The sequence below is a fragment of the Knoellia koreensis genome (genome assembly GCF_013041615.1).
Lineage (GTDB): Bacteria > Actinomycetota > Actinomycetes > Actinomycetales > Dermatophilaceae > Pedococcus > Pedococcus koreensis.
Genome location: NZ_JABEPQ010000001.1, coordinates 789897 through 802452, shown reverse-complemented (window position 1 = coordinate 802452; position 12556 = coordinate 789897). Strand labels below are relative to the sequence as shown.

Here is a 12556-nt window from a genome sequence, read left to right as displayed (position 1 = left end):
GTCAGCCCATGGTCTTCTGGCCGTCGATCGCCTCGCGGATGATGTCGGCGTGGCCGGCGTGCTGGCTGGTCTCGGCGACGATGTGCATGGCCGCCCGGCGCACCGACCACTGCTGGCCCGGCGCGAACCACGGGGCCTTCGGCAAGTCGTACCGCGTGTCGAGGTCGAGGGTGGCCACGAGCCAGTCGGTCTCCTCGCCCACCTGCGCGTACTCGGCCAGGAGCGCCTCGAGCGTCTCGTCCTCGAGCATCCGGTGGGAGTCCTGGAACGCCGCGATCTCCGCGGGCGGGTTGGACCAGTCGATGGACTCCCAGTCGATGTCGGGTGCGCTGCCCGCGCCCTCGCGCATGAAGGTCGCCCACTGCCGCTCGGTCTGGGCGACGTGCTTGATGAGCCCGCCGACGGTCAGCTCGCTCACGGTCGAGCGGGTGCGGGCCTGGTCATCGGTGAGGCCGGCGGCCGTGGTGCGCAGGAAGTCGCGGTGCCGGCGCAACGTCTCGACGAGGTCGGCGCGCTCAGTGGTGAGGCTCTGGTCGGACGGGGTCTGGGCGGTGGGGTTCGTCGTCATGCCACCGACGATAGGAGCCGTTCCGGTCAGGTCCTGACCGGATTCCGAAGCAGTTCACCCGAGGGGCCGCGATGGCCTAATATCGAACGCATGTTCGACGCTCGGCCCGGCACCGCAACCGGGTCGAGCGCGCCCCGAGGTGACCACGGGAGCCGGCCCCGCGGCATACCCGATCGTCCGCGGGCCGCGGCCGTCCCGCCCGGCTGGCCACCGCTCGTGCCGCCCCCGGAGCAGGAGGGCTGGCAGGTGCCGGCGGTCTCGTGGCTGCTCGACTTCTGCCCGGCCGACTACCGGCGGTATGCCGCGTGGCGGCGGCACCCGATCGCGTTGGCCTGGTTGGCGACTCGCCACATCGACGCGCAGCTGGTCGCGATGCGGCAGGCCTACCGCGAGGTGCGCGTCGAGCTCGGCGACCACCTCGGTGCCGAGGCGCTGGCCGAGGTGCTGCGCGACCTCGAGGCCGAGGGGGTGCGGCTGCTCGCCGCCCGGCGCAGCGCCGGGTTGCTCCACGACGCCCTCCAGGGCAGGCGCTACGTACCCCGGCTGTGACGCCAGGCGACCGAGGAGGTCACGTCAGCCCTTGACGCCGCCCTCGTTGGCGCCACGGATGAAGTAGCGCTGGAGGGCGAAGAAGATCACCGCAACCGGGATCGTCGTGAGCAGGGCGGCGCCGAGCTTGAGCGGGTACTGCGTGCCGGTGCCGAGCTGGCCGCTGACGAGGCTGGCGAGACCCGTCACGAGGGTCTTGTGCTCCAGGGACTGGGTGGTCACGAGGAAGTGCGTGAACTCGTTCCACGACCCCTGGAACGACAGGATCGTCAGGGTGATCAGCGCCGGTCGCGCCATCGGCAGCACCACCGACCAGAAGGTGCGGAAGATGGACGCGCCGTCCATGCGGGCCGCCTCCTCGATGGAGACTGGCACCGAGTCGAAGAACTGCTTCATGATGAAGACGCCCGCGCCGTCGACGATCAGGGGCAGGATCATCGCGGTGTAGGTGTCGTAGATCCCGAGGTAGTTCACCATGAGGAACTTGGGGATCAACAGCGCGACGCTGGGCACGCTCATCACCGCGAGGAGCGCGGCGAAGACGAAGCCTCGGCCGCGAAAACGCAAGCGGGACAACGCATATCCGGCGAGGCTGTCGAGGAAGACTCGCGCGACCGTCACCACCACGGCGATGACGACCGAGTTCTTCATCCAGGTGAGGAACGGCACGGACGCCGAGCCCTGGCCGAAGATCTGCTTCCACGCGTGCAGGTCGAACGGGTTCGGGATGAGCGACAACGGGTGGGCGGCGGCGTCGGGGTCGGTCTTGAACGACGTCGCGATCTGGATGAAGAACGGGTAGATGAACAGGATCGCGAAGAGCACCAGCGCCACGTAGAGGACGACCTGCTTGACGGGGGAGACGCGGCGGTTCATCGGGTGACCGCCTTCCGCCGGCGCAGGAGTGGTCGGCGCTCGTCCTTGTCGGAGAGAGCCCAGCGCTGGATGCGGGTGAGGACGACGATGATCGCGAAGACGACGAACGCCATGGCCGCACCCGAGCCGTACTTGAAGTTGCCGAAGCTCTGCTGGTAGCTGAGGTAGGCCGGGGTCAGCGTCGTGCCGTCCGGGTTGCCCTTGCCCATGACGTAGATCTGGTCGAACACCTGCCACGTGCCGATGAGGCCGAGGGTGATGACGAGGAAGAGCGTGGGCCGGATCATCGGGATCGTCACGTGGCGCAGCTTCTGCCAGCCGCTCGTGCCGTCGAGCGCGGCCGCCTCGTCGACCTCGACCGGCAGGTCCTGCAGTGCCGCGATGAACATCAGCATGAACGTGCCCGAGGTCGTCCAGACGACGAGGAAGATGATGACCGTCAGCGCCACCGACGGGCCCGAGAACCAGTCCCACAGCGTGCGCCCGAGGACCTCACCCTGCGCCCACGACGGGTTGTCGACGCCGACGGCACCCAACAGCAGGTGGACCAGGCCGCGGGAGTCGCTGAACCAGTTGGGCTGCCCGAGGCCGATCGCCCCGAGGAGCGCGTTGACGGCACCGGTGGAGGAGAACAGGAAGAGGAAGACCGTCGAGATCGCGATCGAGCTCGTGACCGACGGGAAGTAGAAGGCGGTGCGGAAGAAGCCCTTGGCCTTGAGCATCTTGGTGTTGACCAGCAGCGCCAGGCCGAGCGCGAGTGCGGTCTGCAGCGGCACGACGAACAGCACGTACCAGAACGTGTTGCCGATCGACTGCATGAAGTTCGAGCGGGTCAGGCCGTCCTTGGCGAACAGGTCGGTGTAGTTGCGCACCCCCACGAACTGCGCGCCCGGGCCGCCCTGGAACGGGTTCACCGAGCCGTTCCAGTTGGTGAGGCTCACCCACAGGGCCATGACGACCGGGATGACGAGGAACAGGCCGAGGATGATGATCATCGGGCTGACGAACAGCCATCCGGCGATGCCCTCGCGGCCGCGAATTCCCTTGCCACCGGGGGTGGTTCTCCTCATCACTTCTCCTGGGTATGCCGGGTGGGTCTGCCGGGTGGGTAGGCCGGGTGGGAGCGGACGGCGTGCGAGATGAGGGTCGTTCGCACGCCGCCCGCGATCGGGGGGAGTCGGGCCGGACGGGTCAGCCGGCGAGTGCGGCGGTGCCGTTCTTCTGCAGGTCGGACAGCCATGCCTTCGGGTCGCCGGAGGTGCCGGTCATGGTCCCGAGCTGGCTGTTGAACTTGCCGATGACCTCGTCGAGGCCGGCGAGGTTGACCGGTCCCTGCCCGTAGGCCGCGCCGTCCACGAAGGCCTTGCTGTCCGGGTACTTCTCACCGAACTGCTTGAGGCCCTCGGTCGTCGACGGCATGACGCCGAACGCGTCGGCGAACTTCATCTGCTGCTCGGGCGTGATGAGTGACTTCACCAGCTCGACGGCCTGCGCCTGGTTGGGCGACTTGGCTGCGATGCCCCAGCAGTTGGTGAACGTCAGGGTGCCCTTGCCGGCCGGGCCGGCCGGCAGCTCGACGGTCTTGTACTTGATGTTGGGGAAGTCCTTCATGCCACCGGCGATCCAGTTGCCCTCGATGGTCATGGCGGCCAGGCCCTTGCCGAACGCCTCGCCACCCCAGCCCGCGGCCGGCTTGGTCTGGGTGTTGAACTTGAGGGACCCGTCCTTCATCATCTTCTGCACCTCCTGCAGGCCCTGGAGGTTGCCGGCGGCGTCGGCGCTCATCTTGCCGTCGGTGACGACCCAGCCGCCGGCCTGCTTCATGAACGCGCCGGAGCGGTTGATGTCGTTGCCGATGACCAGGCCGGTGACGTTGCCCGAGGTGAGCTTCTTGGCGACGGTCTCGAGGCCGGCCCAGTCCTTGGGGATGTCGGCGTCGGTGAGTCCGGCCTTCTTCCACAGGTCGGTGTTGATCTGCAGCCCGAGCGTCGAGGAGTCCTTCGGCGCGCAGTAGAACTTGCCGTCGTAGGTGAACGACTGCACGAGCGAGTCGACGAACCCGGCGTCCTTGACCTGGTCGCCATAGGCGAAGAGGTTGCCCGCCTTGGCATAGGTGCCGATCTTCGAGGCGTCGGTGTAGAAGAGGTCGGGCGGGCTCGAGCTGGCGAACGCCTGGCCGAGCTGCTGCCCGAGGTCGGAGGCCGCGATGACCTCGACGGTGTTGCCGGTCTTCTTCGCCCAGGCCGAGGTGGCCTCCTTGACCGCGGCCGTCTCGGCGTCACCGGAGCTGCCGATCATCATGGTCAGCTTGACCGGACCGCTCTTGGAGTTCTGGGTGGCCGAGTTGCTGCTGAAGCCGCCGCCTCCGCCACAGGCACTCAGGGCGAGTGCGGAGGTGGCCGCCAGGGCGACGGCGAGGATGGGGGTGCGCCTCATGATGTGCTGCTCCTTCGGGTGGTGCGTCCGGTGGGGGTGCCGGACGGCTCTGGTGTGCTGCTCGCACGGATGGTCAGGGTGGGTGGCAGGAGGGCGGTCCTCTCGGCGTGGCCGTCGCCCTCGTCGTCCGTGGCCGCGGCGCCGGGTATGCCGTGTGGCCGGCTCTGGTGGCCGCTGGCGAGGATGCGCCAGGCGGCCTCCGCCGCGGGCCGCAGCGGCTGTCTCAGGCTGGTGAGGGAGAGGGCCTCGGCCACGTCGGTGTCGTCGAAGCCGACGACGCCGATGTCGGTGCCGAGCCGCAGGTCGTGGTTGCGGATCGCGCGGATTGCGCCGAGGGCCAACAGATCCGATGCGCAGACGATGGCGCCGCGGCCCTTCAGCCCGCGCAGCAGCCGCTCGGCCGCGGCAGTGGCCTGCGAGAGGTCCTGCACCGACTCGACGGCCATCGACGCATCGGCGTCGTGGCCCGAGGCGGTCAGCCCGTCGAGCCACCCGGCGCGGCGGTCGTCACCGACGGGGGAGCCGTCGGGCCAGCCGAGCCAGGCGACCCGCTCGTACCCCTGCGACAGCAGGTGCTCGACACCGAGGCGCACGCCGGCGCGGCCGTCGACGTCGACCCAGCCGTCGAGGTCGGGCCGGTCCCAGATCCGCCCGAACGTCACGAACGGCACGCCCTGCTCGAGGAGCCAGTCGGGCCGCGGATCACCGTGGCGGGTGTCGCCGAGGACGAAGCCGTCGACGAGGCCGGTGCCGAGGAGCCGGTCGTAGCCCTCGATCAGCCGGTCGAGCTCGGGGGCGAAGGTCACGAGGTGGGCGGCGTGGTCCGGAGCGGCCGCGGTCATCTCGACGAGGAAGCCGTCGAGGATGTGCCCCATGCGCCCGGCGCCGGAGGGGTTGACCTCGAAGCCGTACGCGCTGGCCCGCCGGCGGCGCAGCTGCTGGGCTGCCACGTTCGGGGCGAAGCCGAGGTCGTTGATGGCGGCGTGGACCTTCTCCAGGGTCTCGGCCGCGAGCAGGTGCGGCTTGTTGAGCGCGTTGCTCACCGTCTGGCGGGAGACGCCGGCCGCCGCGGCGACGTCGACGATCGTCACCCGATCGCCCTGCCGTGCCGGTCTCGTCGCCACGTTCGCTCCCTTGCGAAGTGCTGGTCAGTGGTGGGACGGTTGCCCGAACCACCGGATTTGAACGTTCAAATCGTGTCCACCGGAAGAATGGCCCAGCCGGGACCACCCGTCAAGCATTCCGTCGTCAGTGTCGAAGGAGCCGCCCTCATGGCCAGTCCGTACCGCCAACCGTGGTTGCACGACCTGGCCACCACGGTGCGGGGCAACGTGACCCTGCTCTCCGCGCAGGACGGGCAGGTCCGGACGGGCACGGCCCAGGGCCTCTACGTCGACGACGAACGCGTGCTCAGCCGGCTGGTCGTGACGGTCAGCGGTGTCGAGCCCAGCGCCGTGGGCGGGCAGGCGCGTGCCGGTCGTGCGCAGTTCCTCTCCTCGGCGAGGGACCTCGGCGACCCCGGTGCCGACCCGACGGTCGAGGTGCAGCGCTCCCGCGAGCTGGTTGACGGCGGCCTGGCCGAGACGGTGCGGGTCGTGTCGCGCGCGGCGACGCCGGTGACGGGGGTGCTGCGGGTCGAGCTCGGCGCCGACGGTGCCGACATCGCCACGGTCAAGTCGGGCCGCCTCGACGGACCGCTGCTCCCCGTGGGCGCGGAGGGAGGGGGCCTGCGGATCGACACGCCACGGCACACGGTGAGCATCCGGGTCGACGCGTCGACGACCTGTGACGGTGGCGTGGGAAAGGCCGAGCAGGCCTTCGAGCTGGCGCCCGGTGGCGCGCTCGAGCTCACCGTCTCCGTCGAGACCACCCGGCGCCAGACGAGCGCGCTCGACGCGGACCCCGGGCTCGACGCCGTCGCATGGGACGACGTCGCGGTCGAGGCCGACGACCCGCGTCTCGGACCGCTCGTGACCGAGTCGCTGGCCGACCTGAGGCACCTGCTGCTGCGTGACCCCATGGGTCCGGACGACGTGTTCGCTGCTGCCGGAACCCCTTGGTACCTCACGCTTTTCGGTCGTGACTCGATCTGGGCCGCGCGGCTGACCCTGCCCTTCGGCACCGAGCTCGCCGCCGGCACGCTGCGCGCCCTCGCGCGACGTCAGGGCACCAAGGACGACACCGAGACGGCCGAACAGCCCGGCAAGATCGCGCACGAGGTGCGCCGCACGGCATACGGGGCGCCCGGCGAGACCATGCAGCTCCCGCCGCTCTACTACGGCACCGTCGACGCGACGGCGCTGTGGGTCTGTCTCCTCGTCGACGCCTGGCGCTGGGGCCTGCCCGAGGACCAGGTGCGCGCGCTGCTCCCCAACCTCGAGGCGGCACTCGGTTGGCTCACGGGGCCCGGCCGACCCGATTCCGACGGGCTGCTGAAGTACATCGACACCAGCGGTCACGGCCTCGCCAACCAGGGCTGGAAGGACTCCGGCGACTCCATGCGCATGCGGGACGGCCGCGTCGCCGAGGCGCCCATCGCGCTCGTCGAGGCCCAGGCGTATGCCGTGGAGGCGCTCTCCGGCGCGGCTGACCTCCTCGACGCACTGGGCGTCGAAGGGGCTGCCCGCTGGCGAGCCGAGGCGCAGGACGTCACCGAGCGGATCCGCGACCGCTTCTGGGTCGAGGACGCCGACGGTCGCTACCTCGCGATGGCGCTCGACGGTGGGGCTGCGCCGGTCGACGGCGTGGGCTCGAACATGGGCCACGTCCTCGGCACCGGCGCGCTGACACCCGACGAGGCCAAGGTCGTCGCGGACCGGCTCACCTCGCCCGGGCTGCTCGACCGGTTCGGCATCCGCACGATGTCGACGGACACCGGCGGGTTCAACCCGATCGGCTACCACACCGGGTCGATCTGGACCCACGACACGGCCATCGCCGCGATCGGCCTGTCCCGTGAGGGTCTCGGCGACCTCGCCGGCGCTGTCGCACAGACCCTCGTCGCCTCCGGCGCGGCATTCGACCGCCGCTGGCCCGAGCTCTACTCCGGCACGCCGCTCATCGACGCCCCGGCGCCGTACCCCGCCTCGTGCCGGCCCCAGGCCTGGTCGGCGGCGTCGGTCGGTGCCCTCCTGACCTCTGCGCTCGGCCTCGAGGCGGACTTCCCCGGTGGCCGGCTCATGGTGCGGCCACCGGCGACGGCACCCTTCGGCGCGTTGAGCGTGCGTGGGCTGCGGTGGGGGACCGTGCCGTTCGAGGTCGTGGTCGACCAGGCCGGGAAGGTGGAGGTCAGCGGCCTGCCCGACTCGGTGTCGGTGGTCCACTCCGCTTAGACTCAGGCAGTTGCCTGACCCGGCGAAAGGACGCATCCCGGTGGCACTGCTCGAGACCATCACGAGCCCGGCCGACCTCAAGGCGCTCAGCCCTGCGCAGCTCACGGAGCTGGCCGAGGAGGTTCGCACGTTCCTCGTGGCCGAGGTGTCCAAGACCGGCGGCCACCTGGGCCCCAACCTCGGCGTCGTCGAGCTGACCATCGCGCTGCACCGCGTCTTCGACAGCCCGAACGACACGATCGTCTTCGACACGGGCCACCAGTCCTACGTGCACAAGCTGCTCACCGGACGGCACGACTTCAGCCGGCTCAAGAAGTCCGGCGGCCTGTCCGGCTACCCGAGCCGTTCGGAGTCCGACCACGACGTCGTCGAGAACTCGCACGCCTCCACGGCCCTGTCGTGGGCCGACGGCATCGCCAAGGCGAGGCGCCTGCGCGGCGAGCGTGGGCGGCATACCGTCGCGGTCATCGGTGACGGGGCACTCACCGGCGGCATGGCCTGGGAGGCGATCAACAACATCGCCGCCGACAAGGACCTGCCCCTGACCATCGTCGTCAACGACAACGAGCGGTCCTACGCGCCCACCATCGGCGGGCTCGCCGACCACCTGGCGACACTGCGCACGACCCGCGGCTACGAGCGCTTCCTCGACTGGGGCAAGAACACCCTTTCGCGCACGCCGGTCGTGGGTGGGGCGATGTACGAGACCCTGCACGGGATGAAGAAGGGCCTCAAGGACATCGTTGCGCCGCAAGGGATGTTCGAGGACCTGGGCCTGAAGTACCTCGGACCGGTCGACGGCCACGACGAGCAGGCGCTCGAGCAGGCGCTGCGACGTGCGCGGTCCTTCGGCGGCCCGGTCCTGGTCCACGTCATCACCCAGAAGGGGCGCGGGTACCAGCACGCCCTCGACGACCTCAACGACCACATGCACGGCATCGGCAAGATCAACCCCGAGACGGGGCTGCCGTTCGAGGTGTCGGGTCGCATCTGGACCGACGAGTTCAACGACGAGATGGTGCAGGTCGGTAAGGAGCGCGACGACGTCGTCGCGCTGACGGCCGCCATGCTCATCCCCGTCGGGCTCGACGGCTTCGCCGCGGCCTACCCCGACCGGGTCTTCGACGTCGGCATCGCCGAGCAGCACGCCGTGACGATGGCCAGCGGGCTCGCGTTCGCTGGGCTCCACCCCGTGGTTGCGGTCTACGCGACGTTCCTCAACCGGGCGTTCGACCAGCTGCTCATGGACTGCGCGCTGCACAAGGCGGGCGTGACCTTCGTACTCGACCGGGCGGGTGTCACAGGCTCGGATGGCCCGTCGCACAACGGGATGTGGGACATGACGATCTCCTCGATCGTGCCCGGGCTGCGGCTCGCAGCCCCCCGGGACGGGCAGCAGGTGCGGGTGCAGCTGCGCGAGGCGCTCGAGGTGTCCGACGGCCCGACGGTGCTGCGCTTCCCCAAGGGTGACGTGGGTCCGGCGGTGCCCGCCCTGCGGCAGGCCGGCACGGTCGACGTGCTGCACGAGACGTCGCCGGACTCGTGCGACCTGCTGGTGGTCGGCGTCGGGTCGTTCGCGTCGATGGCGGTCGATGTCGCGGCCAAGCTCGAGGCGCAGGGCCACTCCGTCACGGCGGTCGACCCGCGGTGGGTGCTGCCGGTGAGCGACGACCTCGTCGAGCTGACCCGGTCGGCCGGCGCGGTCGCGGTCGTCGAGGACAACCTCGAGAGCGGTGGCATCGGCGCGGCCGTCACCCTCGCGCTGCGCCAGGCGGGCATCGACGTGCCGGTGCACGTGCACGGCATACCGAAGCGGTTCCTCGACCACGCGTCGCGCGGCGAGGTGCTCGAGGAGATCGGCCTGACGGCCGACGCGGTGGCTACGTCGCTGGAGTCGCGCCTTCGCTGAGGCGCAGGAGCCGCAGCGCCAGCTGGAGCTCGAGCGAGGCGTCGGGCTGGTGCCAGTCGCTGCCCAGCAGCGAGGAGATGCGTTCGAGCCGCTGGCTCACGGTGTTGACGTGGACGTGCAGCGTCGTCGCCGCGTGCCGGGGGCTGGCGCCGGCGTCGAAGTAGGCGCGCAACGTCTTGACCAGCTCGGAGCCGCGACGCTCGTCGTAGTCGAGCAGGGGCCCGAGCTGGCTGCGGATGTAGTCGCCGATGTTGGGCTCCGAGCCGACCACCAGCCCGGCGAAGCCCAGGTGGGTGGCGCTGGCGCCCTGACCGCTGAGGCCGAGGGCGGTCATGGCGCCCACGGTGCGGACCGCCTCGTGCCAGACCGCCGGCACGTCCTCGAGGAGGGTGACCGGTCCGGCCGCACCCACCGTGACGGTGCCGAGCGAGGTGAGGCGGCGGGCCAGCTCGGCGGCTGCGCCCTGAGGTTCGGTGGAGGGAAGGAGCGCCACGACATGACCGTCGTTCTCACCGACCACCGAACCCGGCCCCGCGGCGGCATGGGCAGCGAGCAGCAACGTGCGGCGAGGAGTGGCGTCGTCGGCGTGGGCGACGAGGACGACGTGCGGTGCGGTGGGGTCGATGCCCTGCGAGCGGGCCCGCGCGGCCAGGGTCTGTGGCTCACCGCGGCCCCCGACGAGGTCGGACACCAGGTCGGTGCGCACCCGCTGCTCCGCCTCCGCCGCAGTGCGCTCGAACAGCAGCACGAGGGCGCTCACCACCGCGGCCCGCTCGACCGTGCGCTGGTCGGCGTCGTCGAGCCGGCCCACCCCGCCGAGGGCGAGCACGCCAAGGGCAGTCTGTGGCGCCTTGACGCCGACCGCCCACACGTCGCGGGTCGGGTCGTGTGCCAGGCGGCCGGTGCCCCCCGGCTCGCGGGCGATGGGTGAGGTGGCCAGGGCGGACGCCTCGTCGTCGCTGAGGGGTACGGACCCGTGGCTGCTGAGCAGCTCGCCCTCGGAGCCGACCAGCACGACCCAGCCGCCGAGCAGGTCGCCCAGGGCCTTGGTGATGTCGTCGACGCCACCGCCGGCCAGGACCAGCTCGGCGAACCGGTCGTGCGCGGCGGCCGCCCGCTCGACGCCAAGGGTGTGGCGGCGCACCTCCTCGGCGGTCCGGGTCTGCACGATCGACACGGCGGCCAGCGCTGCGAGCGAGCCGAGCAACGCGACCTGGTCAGCGGAGAAGGGCCGCGGGCTGCGGTTGGCCGCGAAGAGCACCCCGACGAACTGGTCCTCGACGAGCAGGGGTGTGCCGCAGATGGAGATGAGCCCCTCGTCGCCGACGGCGTGGTCGATGGCGCCGGTGTGCTGGAAACGTTCGTCGTTGGGGTAGTCGGGGCTCCAGTAGGGCTTGTGGGTCTTGGCGACGAGGCCGCCCAGCCCGTCGCCGCGGGTCAGCCGCAGCGCCTGGAAGTCCGCGCTCACCGAGCCGTCGGTGGCGCGCATGTAGGTGTCGCCGGCGACCGGGTCGTAGAGGGTGAGGTAGCTGACGTCGGTGCCCAGCAGGGCCCGCGCCCGGCGCACGATCGCGTCGAGCACCCCGCTGGGGTCGCGCAGGGCGGCGAGGTCGCGGGCGGTGTCGACGAGCGCCGTCAGCTCGGCCTCGCGGCGACCGCGGGAGTCGAAGGCAGCCCGGATCCGCAACGCCAGGCTGCGGGCCTCGGAGTCCTCCACCGCACCGAGCTCGGAGGCGGGCGAGTTCTCGGCCAGCATGCGCAGCAGTCGCAGGGCGAGGTCGTCGTCGTCCATCGCAGGCGATCCTAGGCGGCTCGCGGGAGTCGTGGGGCGGTCGGCGGAGGCGGTCTCGTCGACCCCCGTGTCGCCGTACCAGTCCAGGTCGGTGCCGGTCAGTGGGCCGTCCATCCGCCATCCATGGAGAACGACGACCCGGTCACCGACTCCGCCGCCGGGCTGCACAGGAAGGCCACGAGCTCAGCCACCTCGGCCGGCTCGACCAGCCGCTTGCGCGCCACCGGCGCGAGCATGACCTGCTCGACGACCTGGTCCTCGTCGATGCCGTGCGTGCGGGCCTGGTCGGCAATCTGCTTCTCCACCAAGGGAGTTCGCACGTATGCCGGGTTGACGCAGTTGCTCGTGACGCCGTGCTCGCCACCCTCGAGGGCGGTCACCTTCGACAGCCCCTCGAGGCCGTGCTTGGCCGCGACGTAGGCGGACTTGTAGGCGCTGGCGCGCAGGCCGTGGACGCTCGAGACGTTGATGATGCGGCCCCACTCCTGGGCGTACATGTGGGGGAGCGTGCGCCGGACGAGGCGGAAGGGCGAGGTCAGCATGAGCCGGATGATGAGGTCCCAGGTGTCGGTCGGGAACTCCTCGATCGGGCTGACGTGCTGGATGCCCGCGTTGTTGACGAGCACGTCCGCGTCGGTTGGCAGGGCGTCGACCGCATCGAGGTCGGCCAGGTCCGTCACGAGGGGGACCACGCTCGATGCGCCACCCAGCCGCGCACCCAGCTCGTCGAGGGCCGCGGAGTCGCGGTCGACGGCGTACACCTTGGCGCCCGCGGCGGCGAGCCGGTCGACGCAGGCGGCCCCGATGCCGCTGGCGGCCCCCGTGACGAGCGCGGTGCGTCCGGACAGGTCGAGCAGCGCGGGCGTCATCGGCATGACGGCGAGACTAGGTCTGGCGCCCACCGGCAGGCATGTGGCGCCGGACCACAGTTGCCCCCGAACCTGTGGTGTGCGGACGGACCAGTCTGCGGTCGTCCACCACTCGTTAGGGCACGCTCGGCACGGAGGCGTCAGATGACGTGGGTATGCCGCGTGGCCGGCAACGAGTGGGGCGCGCCTCCACTCGTTGCCGGCCGGTCGGCATACCGGCGCCGG

The 12556-nt window shown here is 71.0% G+C and carries 10 protein-coding genes; 3 read left to right on the top strand and 7 right to left on the bottom strand.

Translation table 11 applies throughout. From position 1 onward, the window contains the following. Window position 1 precedes the first annotated feature (1 nt). On the bottom strand, window positions 2-568 hold the full coding sequence (locus tag HJG52_RS04015; protein WP_171242229.1) for a DinB family protein: 567 nt from the start codon (window positions 566-568) through the stop codon (window positions 2-4). Between the two features lie 90 nt (window positions 569-658). On the opposite strand from HJG52_RS04015, the gene HJG52_RS20565 reads away from it, so the two are divergent. Next, a complete protein-coding gene (locus HJG52_RS20565; RefSeq protein ID WP_240977161.1) occupies window positions 659-1117 on the top strand; it encodes a hypothetical protein in 459 nt (152 codons plus the stop codon). 24 nt (window positions 1118-1141) lie between these two features. On the opposite strand, the gene HJG52_RS04005 is transcribed toward HJG52_RS20565, so the two are convergent. The 4 genes from HJG52_RS04005 to HJG52_RS03990 all read right to left on the bottom strand — a co-directional run bounded on the left by HJG52_RS04005 (window position 1142) and on the right by HJG52_RS03990 (window position 5520). Beyond that, window positions 1142-1993, bottom strand: coding sequence for a carbohydrate ABC transporter permease (locus HJG52_RS04005; RefSeq protein WP_171242228.1), 852 nt, complete (start codon window positions 1991-1993; stop codon window positions 1142-1144). After that, entirely contained in the window at window positions 1990-3063 is a 1074-nt protein-coding gene (locus HJG52_RS04000; protein WP_240977160.1) for a carbohydrate ABC transporter permease, read from the bottom strand. The genes HJG52_RS04005 and HJG52_RS04000 overlap by 4 nt, the downstream gene beginning before the upstream one ends. Before the next feature lie 121 nt (window positions 3064-3184). Continuing rightward, complete coding sequence (locus HJG52_RS03995) at window positions 3185-4429, bottom strand: sugar ABC transporter substrate-binding protein (protein ID WP_171242227.1); 1245 nt, start codon at window positions 4427-4429, stop codon at window positions 3185-3187. After that, window positions 4426-5520, bottom strand: coding sequence for a substrate-binding domain-containing protein (locus HJG52_RS03990; protein ID WP_171242226.1), 1095 nt, complete (start codon window positions 5518-5520; stop codon window positions 4426-4428). The genes HJG52_RS03995 and HJG52_RS03990 overlap by 4 nt, the downstream gene beginning before the upstream one ends. A gap of 180 nt (window positions 5521-5700) precedes the next feature. Here HJG52_RS03990 and HJG52_RS03985 point away from each other — a divergent pair, with 180 nt between their 5' ends. Together HJG52_RS03985 and dxs are read left to right on the top strand one after the other, a co-directional pair. Beyond that, entirely contained in the window at window positions 5701-7761 is a 2061-nt protein-coding gene (locus HJG52_RS03985; protein ID WP_171242225.1) for an amylo-alpha-1,6-glucosidase, read from the top strand. 40 nt (window positions 7762-7801) lie between these two features. Beyond that, window positions 7802-9670 carry a 1-deoxy-D-xylulose-5-phosphate synthase gene (dxs, locus tag HJG52_RS03980; protein ID WP_171243060.1) on the top strand — a complete coding sequence of 623 codons (1869 nt, stop codon included), beginning with the start codon at window positions 7802-7804 and terminating at the stop codon, window positions 9668-9670. Here dxs and HJG52_RS03975 read toward each other — a convergent pair. Together HJG52_RS03975 and HJG52_RS03970 are read right to left on the bottom strand one after the other, a co-directional pair. Next, window positions 9642-11576 (bottom strand): helix-turn-helix domain-containing protein, encoded by a 1935-nt coding sequence (locus HJG52_RS03975; RefSeq protein WP_240977159.1) that lies wholly within the window; start codon window positions 11574-11576, stop codon window positions 9642-9644. The genes dxs and HJG52_RS03975 overlap by 29 nt on opposite strands. Next, window positions 11561-12337, bottom strand: coding sequence for a 3-hydroxybutyrate dehydrogenase (locus HJG52_RS03970; RefSeq protein ID WP_171242224.1), 777 nt, complete (start codon window positions 12335-12337; stop codon window positions 11561-11563). The genes HJG52_RS03975 and HJG52_RS03970 overlap by 16 nt, the downstream gene beginning before the upstream one ends. Between the last annotated feature and the right edge of the window lie 219 nt (window positions 12338-12556).